Genomic DNA, 23,844 nt, shown 5'->3' with positions numbered 1-23,844 from the left:
CCATTCTAGGTTGGTGCGTCGTTTTGCCATTTCAACTCTCCTTTGGGTTGGAGAGTTGATCTTATTCTTCGCGCTGAAAGATTAGAATGCGGGGTTTATGGCGCGCTTACCTTGTTGCTAGCAGATCCCAGTACAATAATTACTATTCTGGTTCAGATGATTTTTAGTAGGGAAAACTCACATAAATAGGATGCGAATGAGTAAAAGGTCTATCCAACAATGGGGCATTTTCGTGTTTGATGCCCCCTCAGCAAATCTGCCCCCTCAGCAAATCGTCGCCCCTACGCTGTGAGCTAGTTCCTACCCTAATTTAGATTTACTACTCACCTCCCGCTCAAAAAAAACCAATTAACTTTATTCATATTTCAAGGTAAATAGACTACAATAATTACACAACAATAAAGTTGGGTTATGATTCCTGAGTTTAACGAGCAAGGAAATCTTCCTGAGGGTATTCACTACGCCTCAATGCAAGAATTGATTGACCGTTTTGGTTACAACGCCAAAAGAGCATGGTTACTCGATGGGCTAAGTTTGTTAATCAAGAACTTGGGCTCAGCAGGGTGCAATTTAATTTATGTTGATGGCAGCTTTGTTACCGAAAAGGAAATACCTGGCGATTATGATATGGCTTGGAGCATTCAAGGCGTCGACCCAAACAAATTAGACGCTTGTTTACTACTAGCGCTTCCCGCACATAGGAATGAGATTGAACTTAAGTATAGAGGTGATGTTTTCCCAGCAGAAATACCAGAAGGTGCTAGCGGTAAGACCTTCCTTAACTTTTTCCAACAAGATAAAAATACAGGTCAAAAAAAGGGAATTGTGGCGATTAATATTGGGGGTGAGCAATGATTAAAAACTCAAGACAACTCGCACTAACGAAAAATCAAGTACAAGAATTCAATACTACTATCCATGCTCTTGAAGAGGGTACAAGCGACACTCATCCCCTTCTTATGCAAGCACAAAAAAATGCTCTTATTTTTCAACGAGACGACCTCTTGAAGGAAATAGAAGAGTACGAACAACTCCTATCAGGGGAGTTTGCTGTTTTCGATGTCGATAATATTGCTGATTTACCAAAGGCTCTTATTCGCTCAAGAATATATTTGGGCTTAACTCAGAAAGATCTTGCTGAAAAGCTAGGTATGAAAGAACAACAAATACAACGATACGAAAATACTGAGTATTCATCAGCAAGCTTCTCTACCATCGTTTCTATAATTAGAGCTCTAGACTTAAAGATAACTGAAGATGTCTTTTTACCGAAAGCATCCCGAACTAAAAATCTTTTATTAGCTAAGTTATCCGATGCCGGGTTAGAGGAATCTTTCATTGAAAAGAGGATAGCTCCGCGTGAAATACATAACTTTGATCGCGATTCTTGGGTTGAAAGAGTTTGTGAGAAAGTCAGTACCATTTTTGGGTGGACCAAAGAACAACTTCTTGGTGATGAACCTCTATCTATAGGACGAGATGGAGCATTAGTTGCTAGATTTAAGATGCCCGCAGGGGCTAATGAGCAATACGCAAGCGCATATACACAATATGCTTATACTGTTGCTAAATTAGCTATTAGATACTTCAACAAGCCTAAAGAAGTATTAAATGAAGATGCTGAAATCATCAGAAATGAAATAATCGGCAAGTACGGTGATGTTAGTTTTGAGTCTTTACTTTCTCATGCCTATGATAAAGGTGTTATCGTTCTCGGCTTAAATGATTCAGGTGCATTTCATGGCGCAACCTGGAGAATATCACACCGAAATATTGTCGTACTCAAACAAAAGACACTCCATACTTCCCGCTGGTCATTTGATTTACTGCATGAGCTATATCACGCTAGCCAACGACCAGAATTAAGTGAATTTTCATTAATTGAGTTAAGTGAAACCAGTGATGAAAGAAGGCTAGATCAGGAGGAGATCGAAGCTAACAAGTTCGCTTCTAAAGTATTATTAGGGATGGAAGCGGAAAATTACGTCAATATGTGTTTTGCAAGCGCGAATGGTAACCTTGCATGGCTCAAAAATGCTGTCATACAGATAGCAGAGCAATATGATTTAGATTGCGGTGTCTTGGCGAATCAAGTTGCAAACAAACATGACATTATGGAAAGAAAGGTCGGTCGAAAATCGACTTGGTGGGGAACCGCTCACAACTTACAACAAAAAAACTGTGATCCTAGAGAAGTGTGCAACTCAAAACTTAAAGAGCACATATCCATTGAAGATATGGATGAGTTTGATAGAGAGTTCTTTGAACAAGCCATATACACGTAAGTAAAGTTTTAATTCTTTTTAAAGCCAGCCTTTAGGTCAGTTTAGTTCGGAGTTAGAGCATTAATAACTAAACGTTTTTTGTTTATTTTCACCTAATTGTCATTTAACAGGCTTATAGTTGAATAAGGAATGGTTGTTCACGCTCGAAGAATTCAGTGAACAAGCTGAAGAAGCAATTTTATACTCGGCAACAGAAGCTAGCCTACGATTAAACGTAGATCACGCAATTGCCATCATGAAAGAGTTAGAAGCTAATGAAGACACAGAGAGTATTCAATAGACTAGTATCAAATGACTTCGCTAATGCATCGCCTGAAGATGTTAAAACAGTTGCGTTGGCTGTTTGGCATGAGTCTTTCGTACCGACTGTAGAACACTTGAGGAAAGAAGCTTTGAAACGTGCTGGTTACTTGGTTGATAAGCTAATGCGGTTTAATTGTGTTCCTACTGCTGTAAAGCAGCAGCTGTGTAATCTACGTGACCAATTATTACAATTCGCTGAAGCAGTAACATCAAAATGTGAAAAACTAGCCAAACAATGGGGTTTAACCAGCGATCTTAAACGCGAAGTTAGTTCTTTGCTTGAATTCCAAACTAGGCACTACCAACACGCATAAACTCAGATTCAAATGAAGAGGGATTATTTATCAGTTCTATAAGTCAAAGCTTCCGAAAACTTCGACAAGGTAACGGTAGCTTTGCTTACTAGCTAAACTGATTACTTTCTTTTTTTGATGTTAATCTATAAATCATACTTTCAAAGCTCATTTCAATTGAAGCGGCTTTCACTACGACACTCCATTTTAGCTCTAAACAGTGCTATTCATTAGCCATTAAACGAGTTTTCTATCATAACCTCTTCAACAAACAACGAAGCTCTAACTATCCATTTCTAGACATATTTTGCTTGCTAGTTAAATCTGACTAAGAGTTATGGCGTTTTTAAATACAAAAAAACCAGCTCATGGCCGGTCTTATGAATTAGGTACAAGTAATAGCTCATTGCGGAGAAAGAGTAATTTTCTTTGCTTTACCAGCTTTAATTGCAGCATTACAAGCTTGCGACAACTTACGCATAGCTTCAAGCTTACGTTTGTTAGTTACTTCATTTTTTTTTAAACGCATAATTTATTCCTTCAGTGCCAAAACTACACCATGAATCATATTCTAGTTGATCTGCGTACTTCCTTGCAAGCAAATTATAGAACAATACTAGCCTTTCATCTACAGCAGAAGCCGTATAAACAATCACATTTTTACTTCTCGAATGTGACAGGATCAAAGCTGCTATGACTCTACCTAAAAGGTTTAACTGCTGTCTAGTAATCGCTCTTTCTGGTTGCTCAAAGAGTGTTTGATTTTCGATGTTTGACTTTAAGTCAAACTTAATCTCAAAACAATTTTCGTTGAGTTTCATTCCTATTCGGTCTTCGGTATCCTCCAGCCTACCATCACTAAAGTCACCTTCTGTCGACGGAGTTAGGTAAACAGTGTACTCGCTCTCCATGATGTTGCATTCTATTTGATAAACAATAAAACCTAAATCAACTTCTGTTAACTCTATAGGTGGTAAGTTTCGATGATCTAAAAACTTGAATACTTCTGAAACATCACCGATTACCGTAGGATTACTAGTTTCACTATTAGAAACAATGTTGTAGTTTACAAATTTAGCTCCAGACGCCAAAGCATTTGCCTCTAATGCAGCTAAAGGAAAACCATTGTTACTAACACCAAGTACTATTAGGAGATCGTTTACTTCCCACTCAATATTGAAAAGGTCTACACAAGGGACATCTTTGCATTTAACGATACTGTCTGGTTCATTTATACAACCATGAAGATGTACCGCACTCCCTCCAGCTTTCTCAATTAAGTCATCAATATTTAAAGTGTAATGTAGAAACTCAACTCCTAGTGATTGACAATATGTTTCGAGATACATACATTCGTAATGTGCTCGATTCGGTAAAAATTGCTCATATTTATGCCGAATTTTCTTTACAAGAGCCAATACTTCACAAGGTGAAGCTCCTTGGAATGCTTGGTATTCAGGTGTATTTTTAATATCTTCATATGCAGGCAGTTCTGAAGGAACAGAAAGCCCAGCACCTGATAAAATAATCACTTTCATAGTTTGGATACGTTATTGTCTAGCATAATTACCAACTTTCTGGCGTTTCGCGGTATTTTATCAATATAATACAGTCATTGGTAGTAAAGCATTGATACTTGGTTATGCAACAAGAAGATAAGACAACCATAAATCCCCCAACACTTCTAGTTTCAAGTTGCTTTGCGTAACCTAAAACGTAAAAATTAACTCAAACGCCTTAAATTGCTCTAGCCAGAACTTGCCGATGGTTTTAACTTCCTGTGAATCTACTTCGAATTAACTTTTATCTCTCCAACAATTTATCCTTATTAAAGAGAAGATTTTATGGCGACAAATTGGCGACAAAATCCCCCTAAATGCAAAGCTATATGTTTTTATATACTGAAATTAATCGTGTAACCTATTGATATTTCGCTAACACATTGAAATACAAGACAGTCGTTTAGTTCGGTTAAGTTCTAACGTAGAACGATCAGTTTTGAGTTTAGAACTAGATTAAGCCTACTGAACCTTTAAACGTTGAATCAGTGTCTCTTCATCGAGTTGATACAGCTCATCAAGCAAGTTCATCTGCAAGCTACCTGGGCCACGTGAGTTTTCCGCCGCGATTTCACCAACCACACCCAATACCGCCGCAGCAGCCAAACCACTTTCATCACCAACAGCAGCAAATGCGCCCGTCAATGCCGTTAAGGTACAACCCATGCCGGTTACATACGGCATCATTGGATGACCATTGTTTAACGTCACAACACTGTCTTTGGTGACAACGTAATCTGTCTCACCAGAAATCACCACATTCGCACCGTATTCAGCGACTAAGCATTGCGCTGCGCCTAATGCAGCATCACTGCTATCTAGCGCATCAACGCCTTTGCTCTGTGCTTGCTCACCCGCTAACGCGATAATCTCAGACGCATTACCACGAATGATTAACTTATCCGCTAAACGTGCAATTTCACGAGAAGTCTCGGTACGCAGCGTACTTGCGCCACAACCCACAGGGTCAAGAACCACTACCTTGTTGTTCGCGTTGGCTTGTTCTACAGCAAAACACATTCTTGGCGTCCAAACGCTGTCGAGCGTGCCGATGTTGATCACCAAAGCGCCAGAGAAAGACATCATCTCAGCCAGTTCTTGTTTCGAGTGCGCCATGATAGGTGAAGCGCTAATCGCCAATAACGCATTGGCCGTATTGTTCATCACGACGTAGTTGGTGATGTTTACAACCAACGGTTTTTGCTCTCGTACTGCGCGCAGCGATTGGATGATTTGTTCAGTTAGCATGGATTAATCCTTATTCGTGAAAGTCGCTTTAAGCTGCGGTTGAGTCATTAAGTGCATTCAAGCCTTGCTGCCAAAAAGCCACTTCCATACGTGTTGCTGTTTTGAAGATATGAACGATGTTCTGACCGCGCTCGCTGTTGATATCAATTTCAGCAAGCAGTTGATTGAAGTATTCCGCGCCCGTTGCTACGCCAGACTGGAATTCTTCACCGCCATACAGTTGCAACCAGCTCGCATATGGGTTGCCTTCCAAAACGGTATCGCTACTTTCTAGAAGTGCTTTACCAATCACGGCATAACCAATTGAACACGGAGCCAATGCCGCATATAAGTCGACAAGATCACCCGTCATACCCGCATCTAGAACGTAGCGCGTGTAGGCAACTGTGCCGAAATCTTCAGGTTCGTTTTCTAAATCCGATTCGGTTAAACCCCACTGACCACAGTAAGTCACGTGGTGAGAGATTTCAGAATCTAGCAGAGCATGAACACTAGGCAGTGCACGACGCATGTCAGCCAGTGTCTTTGCCTTGTAAATTGCCAATGCATAAGCGCGGGCATACTGTTTTAAGAACAGAAAATCTTGCTTTAGATAATGCAGAAAACACGGCTGAGCGAGAGTGCCGTTTGCCAGCGTTTTAACAAAATCATGCTCGGTGTAGTCTTGCCAATCTTGCTGACAGGCTTGGATTAAGTCTTGGTATTTCATGAGATTCCTTAGTCAAAAGTCGGTACGTAATCAGCGGCTTTTGGTAGTGATTTGATAATGCCTTTGTCGAACATGAACTGCGCGTAATCGTCGTAACGCTTCATATCCACTGCAGAAGGGCGAAGGGCAAAACGAGTCAGTGTGTCGTTCCATGCGCGTTGGTTAAGCTCGTTATTCAACGTATCTGGTGAATACGCCACAAACTCACCCCATGACTCTTGTGGGTGGTTCACAATGTAAGTCGTTGCTTGTTCCAATGCTTTGTTGAACGCTTTGATCGCTTCATCGTCGTGCTGCTTTGCGTTCGCAACAAAGATAAGCTCGTCGTAAGCGGGTACACCGTGCTCTTCTGGGAAGAATGCTTTCGCTTTAAAGCCTTCTAGGGCTAACTGGTTAGTTTCGAAGTTACGTAAGCCACCCCAAATTGCGTCTACCTTGCCTGATGCCAATGAAGACGACAGTGCCCAACCGACATTGATGGTTTGCACGTCTGTAAACGCAACATTTTCTTGAGCTAGCATGGTGCCGATGGTCGCTTCTTCGTTACCCGCAATCGCAATACCGATCTTTTTGCCTTTCAGATCCGCTAGTGAATCGTTCTTGCCATTATCTAAAACCATCAACGTATTCAGTGGCGTCGCGATAAGGGTTGATGCACGAACCAAAGGAAGACCCGCTGCCACATCCATAGTTAAACTTGGTTGGTAAGTTACCGCTAAATCGACCTTACCTGCCGCAACCAATTTTGCTGGCGTGCTTGGGTCTGCTGGTTCTTGGATTTCAACCTCTAAGCCTTGGTCAGCGAAGTAGCCACGCTCTTGAGCGATCACAATCGGGCCATGGTTCGGGTTCACAAACCAATCCAACATCAGCGTCAGTTTCTTTTGTTCAGAGTCCGCTAGAGCATGACCTGAAACCAATGAAGCAAGCAGTGCCACTGCACCTATCAATTTTGTATTTTTCACGGTTAACCTTTCCTTTTGAATATTATTATTGTGTTTATAGAGCTAATTTTTAACGAAGTTTTGTTTAGATAAATAGCGTGAGCGAAGCTTTATTAAACAAGTGTTATCGAACCATTACTGGTTCTCCCAAGGGATAGCTTTTTTGAGTAACTTGTCTGTGATGAAGTAGAGCGAGATAGACAGCACCGCCAAGATAAACAAGGCCGCAAACATCTCATCAATGATCATTCGCGCGTTGGCCTGTAGCATTAGATAACCCAGCCCTTCACTCGAACCAACCCACTCGCCGACGACCGCGCCAATTGGGGCAATAACCACCGCCACACGAATGCCAGACGCTAATGTTGGCAACGCAGCAGGCAGTTGGATATAACGCAGCAATTGCCATTTCGATGCGCCCATCGTTTTGGCAAGATCGAGATAGCCTGTCGGAGTATTTCGCAGGCCGTCGTAGCAACAGGTCGTCACAGGGAAGAATATAATGATCGCCGCCATCACCACTTTTGACGCGATGCCATAACCCAGCCACAACATCAACACTGGTGCGATCGCAAACACAGGGATCGCTTGGCTAGCAATTAAGATAGGCAACAACCAACGTTTCAGCGGCTCGAACATCAACATCTGTAGGGCGAAAAACAGCCCCATGGATAAACCGAGCAATAGACCAAGTAAGATCTCCTGCGCAGTCACCCAAGTGTGTTTAAGTAACACATCGTAGCGTTCAATTAGCTTGATGAAGACTTCTGCGGGAGCTGGCAGAATGAAGCTTGGCATCTCGAAGATAACCACCACCAGTTGCCATAAGCCGAGAATCACAGCACTGCTGATAAGCAAACGCATAACGGGATTCATCTGGCGAGGACGTTCAGTGCTAGCCTGTATGTCGGTTGAACGAACCCCAACTTCGCTTCGCGTTAGATCATTCATAGTCACGCTCCAACTGATCTAAGATCGCTTGTTGTAACTCAGCGCATTCACCGTCTAACACTCGTGGTGTTGATGTGAGAGGCACAGATAAAGACTGAGCATTCGCAGGTATGCCTTGCAACACATACAAATTATCCGCCAAGCGCACCGCTTCTTGTGGATCATGGGTGATCAACACAACGGTTTTATCTCTTAACAGCTCACACGCTAAGCTCTGTAGTTTGTGTCTTGTTACCGCATCCAGCGCAGAGAACGGTTCGTCCATCAGCACAACAGGCTTGTCTTGCATTAAGGTGCGAGCCAAAGCAACTCGCTGACGCATACCTCCAGACAATTGATCCGGCATAGCATCCGCGTGATCAGCCAAACCAACCGCAGCGAGCAACTCTAGTGCGTGATTGGTTTGCTGTGCTTTATCAGAAACTAGATTTTGAAAGCGATGACTTAGGCAAACATTGTCGATAACCGACAGCCATGGCAGTAACAAATCCTGCTGCGCCATGTATGCTATGCGATCGGTTAGAGGCAGTTCATCAGAGGTTGCCAATGTGCCCTGCCATTCAACTTTGTCATCGAGTAAACCCGCTAGGTATCGCAATACCGTGGTTTTCCCGCACCCACTGCGACCAAGTAGCACAGTCCACTTACCTGCGTTTAAGCTAAGCGACAACCCAGACAAGGTCGCGTGCTCACTGTCGTTATAACGTAAAGAGGCATTGCTGAGTTGAACGCCAATCGTATTAACGGACATTACCGTGCCCAGCGAAGAAGTGATTTACAGGGCCATGGCCTTGACCGACTTGCAACTCATCAGCGTGAGCAATTGCGCGCGAAATGTATTGTTTTCCTAGGTCAACAGCCTCTGAAAGCGTGTTGCCTTGAGCCAAGAAAGAAGCAATGGCAGATGAGAGCGTACAACCCGTGCCGTGGGTATTTTTAGTAGGAAAACGCTTCGCGCTAATCAGAGCAGATGTGGTTGGCAGAATCAGTAAATCGTTACTGTTCTCATCTTTCTCTAAATGACCGCCTTTGAGAAGAACGGCTTTAGCACCTAGTGCGCGTAAATCTTCAATCATGCCCTGCATTTCGGCTTCGCTTTCAGGTACCGGCTTGCCTGTTAGCGCGGCGCCTTCTGGCAAGTTAGGGGTAATAATGTCTGCCAGCGGAATCAGCTCTTGTTTCAGCGTGGTGATAGCTGAGTTTTCTAGAAGAAGATCGCCACTTGTCGCGACCATTACAGGGTCAATCACAAGATGCTTAGGTTGGTACTGCTTAATCTTTTCAGCAACGACTTTGATGATTTGCGAATCGGCCAACATGCCGACTTTCACAGCTACGATATTCAGATCAGTAAAAACCGCATCTAACTGGCTAGCGACATGGTCGAGTGGAATAGGAAAAATGGCGGAAACGCCTTGCGTGTTCTGAGAAGTGATAGCGGTAATTACCGAACAAGCGAAACTACCGGTAGCAGACATGGCTTTAATATCAGCTTGGATACCGGCACCGCCGCCACTGTCAGAACCCGCGATGGTTAAAACAATCGGAGTATTCGTGCGAATCGTGCCTTCAGCAGAGTGCTGCTGTGTTGAGGATTTTGGAGTTGAGGCTTTTGGCGTTAAATCTTTTGAAATAGAACTGTGTGTCATTGTCGCTCCTACTATCTTACAAGACGTAGGAGAACGAACACTGATCGAAGGAGAAGTCGCATTAGGCTCATGAAAGCTTTCATGGGTGCAGACGTAGATCGAGTGCTTATAGTTCCCTACGCCAGTGTTAACTGAATCAGGTTCAACGGGTCTCGATTAACGATCTCAGCAAACACCAAATAAGGTATGTGCCCCCCGACTATTGATAGCGATAGTAACAGCACTCTCACAACTGAGATACTGATTTTATTCAATTATAAGAATTACACATGAAAATATTTCAATTAGGCAAAACAAAACAAATACTTATAACGTTCCTTTAGATGGCTTCGACTGTATAAACAAGCACAGCACAATCAGAGACATACCTAACCAGCCTGTAAAAGGAATCAACTCACCGACAACACAGACGGCAAGCACCGCTGCAACTACCGGTTCAAACAAGGTTAGCAGATTGGCACTGCTCGCAGTCACATGGCGTAAACCAAAACTGAACGCGATATAACCCAAGCATTGTGGAATCAACGTAAGATAACTGATGACTAATACGTTGGTCTGTGAGGAAAACAGGTTATCACCAGTAAACCAGAGCGTTGGCAGCAACAGCATCGCACCGAGGCCAAAAATACTGCCCATCGCCGCTTGTGACTTAATCCCTTTATCGATCAGTGCTTTTGTCGCCCAAGAATAAATGGCGTAACACAACCCAGCGACCAGACCTAAGCCAATACCTAACAGCTTGAGATCATCACCGGATTCGTTCGCCGATGAAGATTCTGAAAACACCAACAATCCAATACCTACCACACCAATCGCAAAGCTAGTGAGCCAACGTTTGTTGATATTATTCTTTTTGCTAATCAGACACTCTAACAGTGCCGAAAAGAAAGGTGCGGTCGCAATCGAAACCACGGTACCAATCGCCACACCTGATAATTTCATTGAAGAATAGAAAGCTAAAGGATAGACCGCCAAAGCCAAAGTACTCGCTGCCAACAGCTTCTTGTTCTGTAAAAGCTTGTCGAAAGCGAATAGGATTTTTCGATACGCCAAGCCCGCTTGCATTAGGCCACCGACGCCCATAGAAAAAGCGCCAATTGCTAATGGGCTTAGATCAGGAGCAAAACTTGCGGCGGTGCCTGTCGTGCCCCATAAAATAGAAGCAAACAAGATGGCTAAAGTGCCCGTTTGGAATTCGTTAACGCGATTGATGGCAAGATTCATTTCTATTACCCAATTTTCAGTTCTGAAATAGATAATAGTGAAGATGCCTTAAAATTAGTTTGCAGAACGGACGCTATTGTTGTTTCTAAAGACTCTCTTTCATTGAGCCCAGAAACGCCCTTGGTGACATCCCAGAGTGCAGAGAGAAGCGACGACTGAAAGCAGAAACATCACTATAACCCACGTTTTCAGCAATCAATTGAACCGGTAAATCGGTATGGGTTAACAGGGCTTGAGCTTTCTCCATACGATAGCGAGTGATGTATTTAAGCGCACTGATGCCCAAGCACTCTTTGAAGCGTTTTTTGAATTGAGTGGGACTCAAACAGGCCGTTTCTGCAAGTTGTGAAATAGAGAGAGGTTGGGCGTAATTATCCGCTATCAGCCTTTGTACCGTACGGATTCTTGGGTCGATACTCTTGCTGACTTGTTGTTGCTCTAACAGCAATGAAAACACATCCAAAACTGATGACTCAATGCCACTATCGACCTGATATTCCAACTGCTTCTCAACAAACAATAAGAAGCTCATCAAAGGTGGCGTTATCGTGAAAACCGAGAGCTCATGCTCTAACAAATGCTGCGGCAACTCCGCCATATCCGCGACAATAAACCGCGCGGCTTCATCCGCCTTAAACGCATGCGCTGTGGTTACCGGAATCACCACACATTCGCCAACGGCCACTTTGCCAACATACCCCACCATTTCGATATTAATACTGCCTTGGATCGGCAATACCAATTGATGATGGTCATCATGAGCATGGGTATTAAATTGCTTGGTGTAAGATCGAATGCTTAAGCTAGATTTCATGAGCAACGCCGGAGTACATTTCGCTAGGTTAAAGTAAGAGATACAAAGTTACATTATCACTTCCCTAGAGTCACACTTAATGCGCATCAAATTCATGCTAGCTAGGTGACATGATCAAAAACGGCCTCTACTCTAATTGAGAGGCCGTATTTATTAGAGTGGTAAATCACGTTAAAGGTTTAAAACGATACTTGGCTGTTCTGACCAATCACTACCTGAACACTATTTTCAACAGCATAGATTTCAAAACCATCAGCAACCGGATCGGCATTGTCTTCATCACTGTCATGCTGTGCAGTACAGGTATAGCCTAAAGAGTAAGTGCCTGAATCAATGAAGCCCAGAGAAAACTCATAGTTGGTCTTCGCTTTATTCAATGTCACTGACGCTGAAGTGATCGGTTTTTTCTCCGCTGGACCACCAATTGGTGCCATGTCAGCTTTAACGATGTCACCTTCATACAAGTACACCGACTGAACGAATGTATTGTCATTTGTAGGGTTACAAGCTCCAAAAGTTGTTGTCGCTACAGTACCTTCAATGTTTCCTGTCTCAACCGTATTGATAAGGCTCACAGACGTTCTTTGAATGGTGTAATCAGGGAGACTTGAACTGTTCTTTAGCCCACGTCGAAGATCGAACTCGACAACAAAGTCGTTACTTTGTTGGTTCACGTTAAATGAATCATTAAAGTAAAGTACACCTGCGTTATCTTCTTTACCCACACCTTGCGGGCACGCCCCATTACCTTTCACCGTTAACTCACGATTCGTATCATCATTTTCTACCACGTAAGATGGATCTGTTGGATGATCGCCATCATTCGCAAACACACACAACTTATAGCTGCCTACCGGAATGACCTCATTTTCAATCAAAGGAAGCGCCTCGCTACCTTGGTAATCCAACAAATTCACACTTAATGGAATCGGATCCTCACCATCTGGCAATGGATCGCCGTTTTTGTCCACGTAGTTACCGTTTTCGTCCGTTTTATACACGTCATAAACCAATGGCGTACCTCCCTGTCCCGGAAGTAAAGCCACCTTACTGAATGTCACAGTGACGTCTTTAACATCATCAATGGGCGCATCACTTACGCTCAAGGTAATAGGTGTCGTGCTGCTTGATGAACCTGAATCACCGCCACAACCAACAAGCCCAGCCAGCACAAGGCTTGCTAAAGCGGTTTCCTTTAAATACTTCATAACTCATGTCCTATAAATCACTGCTTAATAGAGGGCTTAGTTTGTTGCCCTCTTATTCTTTTCCTTAATGTGACTCATGGACAAACCGCGCTTATGGCCCAAATCAGTTAGCCCTGTTATTTAGGGCTGTCTTCATCCAAAAACTCTGTTCATCAAGGTGCACATATCAGGTCGCACATAGGTTAATTAAGTCTAGTAAGTAAATTGTCAGTAGTCGCACGTATTTGGCAAGGTTGCTGTCAATTGTGGTGGAATGGTCGGTATGTATAGAGTCGGAGAGGATGAATGTAAGCAACTTGATCAAAGTGAATAATCGCCACCAAGATCAAAAAAGGCCGTTAAGACAGCCTATTGCTGAACTTAAACGACCTTTTCATTGAATTTTGATTAAGCTAAGACGATATCAGCTCAGTCAAACTCACTTATTTTTGAAGTTGCTCTTTAGCGGCTTCAACCTTAGAAAAATCTAGGCCAAGCTCTTCAACTGCTTCTTTGATTAGCGCAGGGTTTTGCATTACCTGACCCATCAGCATTTGAAGCTTATCTTGTGGTAAACCAAGTTGGCTGATTGTCGCCATTGCTGCAAGAGGGTTCTCGGTCAACGTTTTGAATATCTCGCTGATCTGCTCGTCGCTAATATTGTTCTCTTTCAACATTGCTAAAATCGGGTTCATTTTTTTGCCTTTGAAACACTAAATTAAGTAGGAGCACAGCATACCATCTAGCTGTGCTCGATTGTACTAGCAAGTGAAGCTTTGGTTTAACACGAACTGTGCTTTTCCCAAACGCAAATAATCCTTGGGCTTAGCGAGACTCTAATGGGTAAGAGCGGTAGCTCCACATACCATACGTTCTCAGTGCGTCACGGTAGATGCCTAGAAGCTCACCACTGCTCGCTTTCTTAAGATCTTCTAATGGCTTATCTGGGTAAGAAACCGTATCGAAGGTAATGCCCTGAGGACCCGTTTGCCAGCTCGCAATTTCAAACAGAGTTTGACCACGACGAACATGGCTTGCCGAGCTAATAATGGTCGCGTGCTTAATATCATGGCGAGCAAGCGCATAGCTACTGAACAAGGCGTTGCCTACCGTGCTGGTCGCGTAGTTCTCTTCAATGATACGGTCTTTGCTTACCCCTTTTGAGATAAGCCAATCCGCCATTAACTTGCCTTCTGTCTTATGGTTCTTAGGCACGCCGCCGGTTAACACGATCATCGCGTCTGGGTTCGCTTTCGACATTGCTAATGTCGTTTCAAGACGTTCAATCAAGATCTCATGCATAGAACCATCAGGGTTAAGCGCGTAACCCAAAGTAACAATGGCACCGTGGTCGCTCAACAGTCCCTTATCCGCAGACTCTTTAAGAGGAGTTTCTAACACGCGGTCGACCGTAGCAAAGATACGTTTGATGTCTTCTGCTTTGCCTTTATTCAGGCTTTCCAGCTTCTCCATGTGCTTATTCGATTCACTGTCATTACCTTCAAATCGCTGCCAAACCGCTAGATACGCATGAAGGTCGACATCGTCTGGCGCAACCGTCAGTGCTTGTTCAAACAACTCAATAGCGCGTTCTGCGTTCTTGTTGTAGATCTGAGCGTTCGCTGCCGAGATCAACAAATCAGTACGGTAAGGTTCTAGCTGGTAAGCTTCTAACAATCGGTTAGTCACTATTTCCATGTTGCTTGGCATTTTAGCCGTGAAGCCCGCGTGAGAAATTCTTGCCGGAGACTTAAACGCCTGCAACGCATCAAGAAGTAATTGGTCGACAACTTGTCGCTTAGTCACCAACTGCGCGTAATCCGCTGAAGCCTGTACTGCGCCATCGTTAGCAGCAAAAGAATAAGGTGTTGCGCCAAAAGCGAGCATGCCACCAAGAGCGAGGGCGATAATATTCTTTTTCATGGAAAGATCCTGTGTCGTTAAGTGTTCACATCAGATTTGCTCACCAATGTAAGTCCCTAAGATTAAAAAACTGTGAACCACACCAGAATCTCCGAGGTTAATATTCATTTGTTGCATAAGGTGTGGCAACAGATCACGATTTTGAACTTACCAATAAGCCTGTGTATCGAGATAATTTTGGTTTAAAGGGAAATTCATCGGTAATTTTGGAATATCTAACTGAGGATTACATACGCCCTATTCCGCAGAAACCACCCATAACAAAGCCAAACTCCACATAAAACGACGAATCAAAAAAGCTGCTTTAAGCTGATTTAAGCTCCTTTTTTCAGCAACTTAAAATCCAGCACACTGAATTGTTCGATGCTAATTCTCCCCCCTGATAACGAAGTTCTAAACGTATGGCTTCTAAATACGAATCGACGTATTTTCAAACAATTTGAAATCAATTATTGAACGACCGTTCAAGTGGTGCTTTAATGAATTACCAATACAAGGAGTTACCCCATGCTTAAGTTTTATTTTCACCAAACACCCAACCCAATGAAGATCGCTCTGTTTCTAGAAGAGACAGGCCTAGATTTTGAACTCGTTCCTGTTGATACCTTAAAGGGTGAGCAGCACACTCCGGAATATCGTTTGATTAACCCGAACGGTAAAACACCAGCCATTGAAGACGATGGGCAACGCGTGTTCGATTCAAACGCTATCCTTTTGTACCTATCAGAGAAAACAGGCAAGCTTGGTGGACAACCAGAAGACAGAGCCGAACTGCTCTCTTGGATGATGTTTATCGCCAGCGGACTTGGTCCATACTCTGGGCAGTCTGTACACTTCCGTCATGCAGCGCCAGCAGGCTTAGATTACGCGGTAAATCGTTATCTTCGCGAAGCACAACGTCACTACGAAGTGTTAGAGAAGCACATGGAAGGTCGTGAGTTTTTCGTCGGAAATGAGTACACCATTGTCGATGTCGCTGCATGGGGTTGGATTGATAAAGCACCAGTCGTGCTTGGTGAAGAAGGCTTAGAACCTTACCCGAACTTGAAGCGTTGGTTTAACGCAATCAACACTCGCCCTGCTGCACTGCGCGCCCGCGAAACAGGCAAAGACATCGAATTTAAAACCGAACGTGATGAAGAAGCGAAACGAGCACTGTTTCCTTCGAATTATGCGAAGTAAAAGAAGTAAAGTCTGATAATAGGGCTCAGTGGTAACCTACTGAGCCGCTTTTCCCTAGAGTGCCTATAAGTCAAAGTCCCCTCCCTCCTTGTTCAATAACTTCTATCTCTATTCAACAACCCAAACTAACGCATTCATAATTGGCCTAAAACCCGTAAGTAACTGTTGTAAGTCATAAAATACAGATTTAGAGCTACTTGATATGAGATCATAATGATATTCTATATGTCATTAAACATTTCATAGGCTTTGAAACGAGCTTTTAAGTCAATCTAAGCGTGGTTTGTATATGATGGGCATCGAGCACAATGGATATACATTTGTTGTCGATAAGGGCGCTCACAAAGCAGTAAGTAACACAGGCCTAGTAGATAACGACATTCAGAGCTTACCAGGCAAGATGCTAGCGACCAACTCTAACGGAGCGACTCTAAAAGTAAAGGTTATGGGAAGAGTTACGTTAGTGATAAAAGTAACGGTGGTATAATTTCTAGTAATATATACACCTAGATCTATTTAGTGTCTCATTATCAAATATTTAAATGGAAAAACGATGGCAACAGAAATCCAAGATAAAATTGTAGAGCAAATAGAAAGCGCATCCCACACTGTTAGAACAGATGGTTATTCTATGTCTATCGGTGAGCTCGTAAATCTATATCGTGATGGAGACCTGATTCTTGACCCTGCGTACCAACGATTGTTTCGCTGGGAAGATCATCAGAAAACTAAATTGATTGAATCAATTTTAATTGGAATACCTATCCCAGAATTATTTGTTGCTCAAAACGAAGACCATACATGGAACATTGTTGACGGTGTACAGCGTCTATCTACAATTTTTCAACTCTTTGGCGTATTAGAAGGGCATGACCCTCTAGTATTAGACACTTGCAATTACATCCCTGCCCTCGAAGGTCAAACATGGGATACGCTACCGATGTCGACTCAACGGTTGATCCGTCGTTCAAAATTAAGCGTAAGTATCATTTTATCTCAAAGTAGTACAGAAGCTCCATATGAACTATTTCAAAGGCTAAATACTGGCGGATCACACTTAACGGCACAAGAAGTTAGAAACTGTGTAATTTTAATGATCGACGCTTCATTTTTCGACATTCTCAACGACCTAAAAAACTTCCCTGAATTTCTAAGTTGTATTTCTTTGAAGGAAGATGACCTTGAAAAAGAAGAACACATGGAGCTCATTCTAAGAACCTTTATTGGTTATACTAATAAAGTTAATTATTCTAGCTATGGATCAATCAACAAAATTGTTCTTGATGATTTCATTGATAAGGAAACCGTTCGATTGATTGAAGTTGCTGATAGAGAAGCATTTATTAATGACTTTAAGGCAACTTTTATTCTACTTGACAGGTTACTATCAGATAGCTCTTTCAAAAAATTTGATGGCACAAGGTTCAGAGGAAGTTTCAACGTGTCTGTCTATGAAATGTTAACTATAGGCATATCAAAAAACATTTCTAGTTTAGAAGAAAAATGCGACGACGAAATCTGTCAACTAATCAAAGATATATATAGCGAACAAGCTGTGACCGATTCATTCCGCCGCGGTGTAAGAGCGATCAAAAGATACAAAGACATTAACCAATTTACAATTGAATATTTCAGCTAATGGCCAAGCAAGATAATTTAGAAGTATTTCTAGACCACTTGATAGAAGACTTAGATTGGAGAAAGAAAGAAATTGGTGACCAGTTGTTTCTTGCAAATAGCAGTAATGAACATTTGATAATGAAATCAGCTGTTCTTCTGATCTATTCACACTGGGAAGGCTACGTCAAAAATGCATGTAAGCATTACCTTAAATATGTTTCTGACCAAAAAGTCCCGTTGAGAAATCTAACTTTCAACTTTGAAGCCATATCTCTAAAAGGCCAGATAAAAAGTGCTTACGAGTCAAATAATTCGTTAACTCTGACAAACGAACTAAATTTAGTAGAAAAGTTTTACGATTCCAATGAAGCTAAGTTCAATCTTCCAAATTCAATTATTAAAGAAAAGAATAAAGATTTCATCAACACACATGACAATCTAAATTTAAAAATTCTCAATTCATTTCTTAAAATTGTTGGTATTGGTGAAATAGTTATCATAAAAGGTCGTGAAAAATATATTGATGAGAATCTGTTAAACCAAAGAAATGCAATAGGACATGGAACAAAAGTAGATCCAGACTCACAAGAATTTGATCTCAGCTTAAAAAACATTTATAAGGTGAGAGATTTTATCTTCATGTTAATGGAGTATGTACAGTCTGAACTTACACATTATTCTGAGAATTATTTTTATTTATATGAAAACACAAATAAAGCTAGAATCAGGAGAGAAAATCAGACTACGTTATTACAGAGAAATATGAAAATATTATTTAACAAATAATCTATAAATCCCGATAAATTTTCAATTATATCAATCTATCGGGATGCTTTTTACCACAGATACTGTCAAGTGGCGCATTCTAGCTCTATCATTCAAAAAAACATTCGTTCTATCTGATTTTAATATTTTTAGTAGTTTCTTACAGTCTTTTAGAGTTCCACTTTTAGGAGTTACAACAATCATGTGATTTTCAACCGCTGTTAACTTTTTCACATGAATAATACTGGCAGACGCGCGATAACGGTCACTAGGACTAGAAGTTCTTTTTACAACTATAAATGGTGGCATAAGTACTGTTCCCGAGAATTTTCGTTCTTCATCAACCTGAGTAATAATATTCCAAGCTATTGAATTTTTAGGATGAAAATAAGGATAGCTCTCCCCTTCTTTTGCATCTCGATACGCGACTAACGGGCCAGTTCGAACATCAAACAGATCCGATAATCTGGTATATTCTCCAATATCTTCGAACCAAGCGATTTGTGTTGTACCTTCGTGTTTAATCACACCTGACAATACGAATACGTCAACATTTGTCTTTGTGTTGAAACTTCCCCAAACTGAGCATTGAGCTTCAAATAAGCTAGAACAAAAACTTCTAAAGTCCTCGTAACGACTACCTGAACGAAGTACGTCTGGCAGAATTGCACTGACTTGACAATCTTCTGAAAGCACCCTTAAATATTGGTCAAAAATAATACCAGCAGCGTTCACTTTACCTTCTTTCCAATAATACTCTTTTGGAGATGGCCATATAGTGAAAGGAGGGTTCATTATTGCATGGGTCACATTGCTGATAGAGTCAGGACATACTGCCAAAGCATCTTGATGTTTGATGTTGGTAAGAAATTTTATAGCAGTATCGATACTGCAGTCTTTTTTTGCACCTCGGTATAAAGCTTCAATAACTATTCTTAGTCGTGTAGCTTCAACGAAAGATTCATGGATATCAAACCCATGAAGAACCTTCCCCCACTTATTAAGTGTTTCAGACAGAGTAGATTCCACATCTAACCTTCGCGAACATTCAATAAGCAAATTACCAGCGCCACACGTTGGGTCCAATACCACAGAATCGAACGTTATAGGTGACTGAAAGGCATTTACAGCTGATGCCGCCAATTCCGAACCAGTAAAAAAACTTCCAGCTTCCCTCATTTCATCAATAGTTAAGCATTCCCTTAAGACGAGATCGATAGAATCAAGGTCGACTAGTGAGCTTAAGATATTGGAATCTAATTGGTTTTCTTCTAGTTCAAGTAAATCACGAAGAGAAGTGTTGTGTTTATTTAACTGGTTCATACAAAAAACTGCAGGGAATTATGTCTCTATGATATCACAATGCGTGTACGTAACACACATTTAAACATTTACTAAATTGTTGATATTAAAGGGATAAAAAATATACAACTTCCGGTCTTGATACGTTCCCACTAAATAATGTTTTTATAAGTCCCAAACAAAAAAAGAGCCGCTAAAAAGCGGCTCTTGATTTTCAAACTATTCGAACTCGTTCAGATTACTCTTTACCGAATACGTTGTTCTCTTGCTCTTGTACACGGATGAAAGTTGTACGCTTAGTCAGCTCTTTAAGCTTTGCTGCGCCTACGTATGTACAAGTTGAACGTACACCACCAAGGATGTCAGAAATTGTGTTGTGAACTGAACCACGGTATGGAAGTAAAACAGTTTTACCTTCCGCAGCACGGTACTTAGCAACACCACCTGAGTGCTTGTCCATAGCCGACTGTGAAGACATGCCGTAGAACTTAACGAAAACAAGTAATATTACATAAAATCAACGATTTACTCTAATATTAGTGTATATAAAAACAGTAACAAGTGGCGATTTATACCCATAAATAACGCTGTTTTGCAATGAATGCCGCCATTTTTGCCGCCACTTTTTATTGGACTTTATGCGCTCTGTTATCCCAGCATCACTTGTAAACAAAAAACCAGCGTTGAATCCATCAACACTGGCCTTTGTTTAGCTAGACCGATAGATAATTAGTCTACAAAATATGGCAGTTGTTCTTCAGTCAAGCCACTATCTCGAGCAAAAGCACCATGCCTTGTAACATTGCTTACATTCCAGTTGCTTAAGTCCGCACTAAAGCTAACATTTCTGTCAAACATGCGCTCCATCCCAACGACTTTCGATACGTCCCACTTACTTATGTCTTGATTGAATCCATAAGATCTAAACCGGAAAGCAAACATTTGATCCATATTGATTACATTTGACACATCCCAATCACCGATATCTCGTTTAAATGCCAAGTTCTCTTCGAACATCCTAGACATATCGGTCACACTAGATGTATCCCAGCGACCAATATCTTGTTCAAAGTACATGTTCTTCCCAAACATTGCGCTCATAGTGGTTACATTCGAGGTATCCCAATAACCTATCTTTTGATTAAAGTTTTTTGTACGATAGAACATCCATGACATATCCTTCACTTTGGAAGTATCCCAATAACCTATATCTTGATTGAAAGATGACAAAGCGAACATCTGATGCATACTAATCACATTTGATGTATCCCAATAGCCTATGTCTTGATTAAAAGCATCTGCGTCAAAAAACATTTCACTCATACGAGTCACACTTGCCGTATCCCAATTACCAATATCCTTGTTAAACTCGTTTGCCCTTCTAAACATACTACTCATGTCAGTCACACTCGAAACATCCCAAGAACCGATGTCTTGGTTGAATTCACTTGCACCAGAAAACATGCCACTCATATTGGTCACACTCGAAACATCCCAAGAACCGATATCTGCATTAAACGATTTACGCTCCAGAAATACGTACGTCATATCCGTCACCTGTGTGGTGCAAAACCGAATTTGTCCTCTCTCAAGATAATCCAACATAGTCTTATCTCGAATAAGTGCATTATCGACCACCACATAAACTTGACCATTTTCAAGCATCACGGAGTTAACAGGTTGGTCAGGGCACTTTACTGAGATATCAGCAGCAAAAGCGGCTTGGCTAGCAAGCGCGGTGGCGCCTACTAGAAGTGAGGTTATGGTTCTTTTCATTGTATTTTCCTAGGATTGAATAGACGTTATTGCGTAAAAATTGGAAGACTATCTTTAGAAAGACCACTGTCTTTTGCGAAGTCGATATGGCGTGAGACGCGCTTGACGTCCCAGTAGGTCAAATCTTGGTCAAAGCGCTTAGCGCCGGAGAACATGCGATCCATATTGGTAACACGGGAGGTATCCCAGCGGCTGATGTCCTGATTGAAGTATTGGTCTTTAGAAAACAGGTCACTCATGTCTGTTACGTGAGTGGTGCAGAGCTGAATGTTGCCATCCAGAAAGTTTTGCCAGTAGTCTGAATTGCGGATGAGTGCGTCATTGACGACCACAAACAACTCATCTTCTTGAACCATGACGGTTCCTGGTTTATTTGATTCGCAAGTCACCGTTTCAGGCTCACTAGCAAAGGTGTGGCTACAACTCAGCAGCGCACAGGCGGTAATAATCGAACGTAAATTCATAGTTAAAATCATGATTTAATTAAAATAAGTTCGAAATAATACAGAAAGCTCGCTGGTTCTTTTCACTTTTTCAGATGGAGAATCCCCTTAAATATATAAATTGAGTCCCTCCCCTAGAAAATAACCCCAATTAATAACAATTAAGTTATCAATCAGATTAAAGAATCAATGGGATTAATCGCACGTTAAGTTTGGAGCTATCCGATCCATGACCACGAATGCCACTTTCTTGCACTGGGGCTTGGGTTGTTGATGACCCAGCTACAACACCGCTATGCGTGTGGCTGGCCAATGTGTCCGCTAGTTCTTTCACTACCTGCATAAGTTCAGACAGCAAAATCAGCACGTTCTCTTCTTTTGAACCAATCCATGTTTTGGGTGCTTGTAACCATTGGTGTTCTGCAGCAATGCTTCGGCGTACTTTTCCAATCGTCTCCACCAATTCGCCCGCGGTCGCGGTCTGCATGTTACCCAAGCTGCCGAGAACGATGTCATCACCTGCAATTAGGTTAATGGCGCCTAGTGCTTCAATAAGCTTTTTGCCGATCACTTCTTCAATGCTGTGCTCATCTACCAAAATATGGATCTGACCAAATTCCCCCCGGTAACGTTCTGCTTGATCATGCTTTTCAAATGCTCGTTGGTTTTGTGTTTGGTCGGTCTTCTGGGTTGTATTTCCTGCTGCATCAATTCGGGTGCTTACCTCTTCACGTTGCTGCTGCAGTTGCTCACCGGGCTCTATTGACGGCAACGCATATTCACGACCATAAATACCACGAATGATAGGTCTGTCATTGCGGCCATAGGCGAAAGCGATTTCAACCAATGTTCCCTCTAAAGGGTAAGACAGCAATCCAGATTCATGTCCACTCATGTGAACAGGCAATGGAATCGAACGATAGACAGGCACGTTACTATCTGGATTTAAGTCTTCATCGAGCACCTGAACATCTATTGCAAACCTTGGGCGGAATGGGTCAGCAACTTGCCCGCCTGTCGCGGTGTCTCTCACTACCTCAACACGGCCAAACTTAGGCAAATGAAAACCTGCTGCCAACTCTGGGAAGTTCTGCAGCGTTTCACGTTTCTTTGGTGGTACCTCGGATTGTTCAGCCTTCCAATAAGCGGTCATTTCGTCTTGAATTAAATCAACTCGATTGACGCGCTTGTCGTTCATGGCTCTGCCCGGTCTAAGCTTTGGGAATGGTACAAAAGTGACACTGTTACCACTTTCACGACTGGTGAACTCTTCCGGTAGTACCATCGGTTTATTGTGGAAGTGACTATTTTGATGCGAACCGAAGTACACGACCTGATCAGTATGTTGGAACCAAACACAATCAGGAATAGAGAACGCCTTGGCGACTTGTTCTAAACATTGATAGCCCGTACCCTGGCAAACAAAGTTTGGAATGGTGGTTTTGATGTAATCCGCATCAGGCAAGTTGAACTCAAGCCCTGTTAAACCTGAAAGGGTGTCGAACACCTGCTCTGCGGTTGGATGCTCTAAGCTGACCGCCCAACGTCAGCATGACGATGCGCTATGCCCACTTCGCACCTGATCATCTATCTGAAGCAATTATCCATAACCCTCTTTCTAACCTGTAACCTCTCGCCACAAAATTTTTTTTCGGCTGTCGCCACTT

At 42.1% G+C, this 23,844-nt stretch carries 24 protein-coding genes, 3 pseudogenes and 1 riboswitch; of the genes and pseudogenes, 9 read left to right on the top strand and 18 right to left on the bottom strand.

Going from position 1 to position 23,844, the window contains the following annotated elements:
* The first annotated feature begins 411 nt into the window (after positions 1–411).
* The 4 genes from ACED60_RS10865 (at position 412) to ACED60_RS10850 (ending at position 2,902) form a co-directional block, all read left to right on the top strand.
* Positions 412–855, top strand: a complete 444-nt coding sequence (locus ACED60_RS10865; RefSeq protein WP_102556165.1) for a hypothetical protein — start codon at positions 412–414, stop codon at positions 853–855.
* The gene (locus ACED60_RS10860) at positions 852–2,285 is read left to right on the top strand and encodes an XRE family transcriptional regulator (RefSeq protein WP_017083871.1); all 1,434 of its coding nucleotides are present in this window, start codon (positions 852–854) and stop codon (positions 2,283–2,285) included. Before ACED60_RS10865 ends, ACED60_RS10860 begins: the two co-directional genes overlap by 4 nt.
* Before the next feature lie 118 nt (positions 2,286–2,403).
* Entirely contained in the window at positions 2,404–2,565 is a 162-nt protein-coding gene (locus tag ACED60_RS10855) for a hypothetical protein (protein ID WP_158008979.1), read from the top strand.
* Complete coding sequence (locus ACED60_RS10850; protein ID WP_017083873.1) at positions 2,540–2,902, top strand: hypothetical protein; 363 nt, start codon at positions 2,540–2,542, stop codon at positions 2,900–2,902. Before ACED60_RS10855 ends, ACED60_RS10850 begins: the two co-directional genes overlap by 26 nt.
* Before the next feature lie 382 nt (positions 2,903–3,284).
* Here ACED60_RS10850 and ACED60_RS10845 read toward each other — a convergent pair whose 3' ends face one another.
* From ACED60_RS10845 to ACED60_RS10785, 13 genes and pseudogenes are all read right to left on the bottom strand, one after another.
* Positions 3,285–3,410, bottom strand: coding sequence for a hypothetical protein (locus ACED60_RS10845; RefSeq protein WP_017083874.1), 126 nt, complete (start codon positions 3,408–3,410; stop codon positions 3,285–3,287).
* Positions 3,391–4,419, bottom strand: coding sequence for a hypothetical protein (locus ACED60_RS10840; protein ID WP_371727508.1), 1,029 nt, complete (start codon positions 4,417–4,419; stop codon positions 3,391–3,393). Before ACED60_RS10840 ends, ACED60_RS10845 begins: the two co-directional genes overlap by 20 nt.
* 483 nt (positions 4,420–4,902) lie before the next feature.
* Positions 4,903–5,688: a hydroxyethylthiazole kinase gene (gene thiM, locus ACED60_RS10835; protein WP_371727507.1), complete on the bottom strand. Its 786-nt coding sequence runs from the start codon at positions 5,686–5,688 to the stop codon at positions 4,903–4,905.
* A 28-nt stretch (positions 5,689–5,716) separates the two neighbouring features.
* On the bottom strand, positions 5,717–6,397 hold the full coding sequence (gene tenA, locus ACED60_RS10830; protein ID WP_017109110.1) for a thiaminase II: 681 nt from the start codon (positions 6,395–6,397) through the stop codon (positions 5,717–5,719).
* 8 nt (positions 6,398–6,405) lie between these two features.
* Complete coding sequence (locus ACED60_RS10825; RefSeq protein WP_371727505.1) at positions 6,406–7,362, bottom strand: ABC transporter substrate-binding protein; 957 nt, start codon at positions 7,360–7,362, stop codon at positions 6,406–6,408.
* Between the two features lie 114 nt (positions 7,363–7,476).
* Positions 7,477–8,211, bottom strand: a pseudogene (locus ACED60_RS10820) (ABC transporter permease); the annotation flags it as partial.
* A 73-nt stretch (positions 8,212–8,284) separates the two neighbouring features.
* On the bottom strand, positions 8,285–9,043 hold the full coding sequence (locus ACED60_RS10815; protein ID WP_371727504.1) for an ABC transporter ATP-binding protein: 759 nt from the start codon (positions 9,041–9,043) through the stop codon (positions 8,285–8,287).
* Positions 9,033–9,941 carry a bifunctional hydroxymethylpyrimidine kinase/phosphomethylpyrimidine kinase gene (gene thiD, locus ACED60_RS10810; protein ID WP_371727503.1) on the bottom strand — a complete coding sequence of 303 codons (909 nt, stop codon included), beginning with the start codon at positions 9,939–9,941 and terminating at the stop codon, positions 9,033–9,035. Before thiD ends, ACED60_RS10815 begins: the two co-directional genes overlap by 11 nt.
* A gap of 96 nt (positions 9,942–10,037) precedes the next feature.
* Positions 10,038–10,149: riboswitch (TPP riboswitch) on the bottom strand.
* Positions 10,150–10,247: 98 nt separating this feature from the next.
* Positions 10,248–11,165, bottom strand: coding sequence for a DMT family transporter (locus ACED60_RS10805; protein WP_371727502.1), 918 nt, complete (start codon positions 11,163–11,165; stop codon positions 10,248–10,250).
* Positions 11,166–11,250: 85 nt separating this feature from the next.
* Positions 11,251–11,979, bottom strand: a complete 729-nt coding sequence (locus tag ACED60_RS10800; RefSeq protein ID WP_371694553.1) for a helix-turn-helix domain-containing protein — start codon at positions 11,977–11,979, stop codon at positions 11,251–11,253.
* 179 nt (positions 11,980–12,158) lie between these two features.
* Positions 12,159–13,187, bottom strand: a complete 1,029-nt coding sequence (locus tag ACED60_RS10795; protein WP_371727501.1) for a DUF4382 domain-containing protein — start codon at positions 13,185–13,187, stop codon at positions 12,159–12,161.
* A 422-nt stretch (positions 13,188–13,609) separates the two neighbouring features.
* On the bottom strand, positions 13,610–13,861 hold the full coding sequence (locus ACED60_RS10790; protein ID WP_009844829.1) for a DUF2999 family protein: 252 nt from the start codon (positions 13,859–13,861) through the stop codon (positions 13,610–13,612).
* A gap of 130 nt (positions 13,862–13,991) precedes the next feature.
* Positions 13,992–15,089: a YdcF family protein gene (locus ACED60_RS10785; RefSeq protein ID WP_009844828.1), complete on the bottom strand. Its 1,098-nt coding sequence runs from the start codon at positions 15,087–15,089 to the stop codon at positions 13,992–13,994.
* A 507-nt stretch (positions 15,090–15,596) separates the two neighbouring features.
* Between ACED60_RS10785 and ACED60_RS10780 the strand changes: the two genes are divergently transcribed.
* The 4 genes from ACED60_RS10780 to ACED60_RS10765 all read left to right on the top strand — a co-directional run bounded on the left by ACED60_RS10780 (position 15,597) and on the right by ACED60_RS10765 (position 18,677).
* The gene (locus ACED60_RS10780) at positions 15,597–16,271 is read left to right on the top strand and encodes a glutathione S-transferase family protein (RefSeq protein ID WP_371727500.1); all 675 of its coding nucleotides are present in this window, start codon (positions 15,597–15,599) and stop codon (positions 16,269–16,271) included.
* A gap of 289 nt (positions 16,272–16,560) precedes the next feature.
* Positions 16,561–16,758, top strand: coding sequence for a bacteriocin (locus tag ACED60_RS10775; protein WP_371727499.1), 198 nt, complete (start codon positions 16,561–16,563; stop codon positions 16,756–16,758).
* Between the two features lie 66 nt (positions 16,759–16,824).
* Complete coding sequence (locus ACED60_RS10770) at positions 16,825–17,910, top strand: DUF262 domain-containing protein (RefSeq protein WP_371727498.1); 1,086 nt, start codon at positions 16,825–16,827, stop codon at positions 17,908–17,910.
* Positions 17,910–18,677, top strand: coding sequence for an MAE_28990/MAE_18760 family HEPN-like nuclease (locus tag ACED60_RS10765; RefSeq protein WP_371727497.1), 768 nt, complete (start codon positions 17,910–17,912; stop codon positions 18,675–18,677). The genes ACED60_RS10770 and ACED60_RS10765 overlap by 1 nt, the downstream gene beginning before the upstream one ends.
* A gap of 30 nt (positions 18,678–18,707) precedes the next feature.
* Here ACED60_RS10765 and ACED60_RS10760 read toward each other — a convergent pair whose 3' ends face one another.
* The 5 genes and pseudogenes from ACED60_RS10760 to ACED60_RS10740 form a co-directional block, all read right to left on the bottom strand.
* Positions 18,708–19,979: an N-6 DNA methylase gene (locus ACED60_RS10760; RefSeq protein ID WP_371727496.1), complete on the bottom strand. Its 1,272-nt coding sequence runs from the start codon at positions 19,977–19,979 to the stop codon at positions 18,708–18,710.
* Positions 19,980–20,196: 217 nt separating this feature from the next.
* Positions 20,197–20,454, bottom strand: a pseudogene (locus ACED60_RS10755) (IMP dehydrogenase); the annotation flags it as partial.
* A 233-nt stretch (positions 20,455–20,687) separates the two neighbouring features.
* Positions 20,688–21,734 carry a BspA family leucine-rich repeat surface protein gene (locus ACED60_RS10750; protein WP_371727495.1) on the bottom strand — a complete coding sequence of 349 codons (1,047 nt, stop codon included), beginning with the start codon at positions 21,732–21,734 and terminating at the stop codon, positions 20,688–20,690.
* 26 nt (positions 21,735–21,760) lie between these two features.
* On the bottom strand, positions 21,761–22,198 hold the full coding sequence (locus ACED60_RS10745; RefSeq protein WP_029225471.1) for a BspA family leucine-rich repeat surface protein: 438 nt from the start codon (positions 22,196–22,198) through the stop codon (positions 21,761–21,763).
* Between the two features lie 157 nt (positions 22,199–22,355).
* Positions 22,356–23,684, bottom strand: a complete 1,329-nt coding sequence (locus ACED60_RS10740; RefSeq protein WP_371727494.1) for a hypothetical protein — start codon at positions 23,682–23,684, stop codon at positions 22,356–22,358.
* A 35-nt stretch (positions 23,685–23,719) separates the two neighbouring features.
* Between ACED60_RS10740 and ACED60_RS10735 the strand changes: the two are divergent.
* A pseudogene (locus ACED60_RS10735) lies at positions 23,720–23,806 on the top strand (integrase); the annotation flags it as partial.
* Between the last annotated feature and the right edge of the window lie 38 nt (positions 23,807–23,844).

Origin of the sequence: Vibrio sp. 1F279 (genome assembly GCF_041439815.1) — a bacterium.
Classification (GTDB): Bacteria; Pseudomonadota; Gammaproteobacteria; order Enterobacterales; family Vibrionaceae; genus Vibrio; species Vibrio tasmaniensis_A.
The sequence above is the reverse complement of the archived record's forward strand: the minus strand, read 5'-3'. Positions and strand labels throughout refer to the sequence as shown.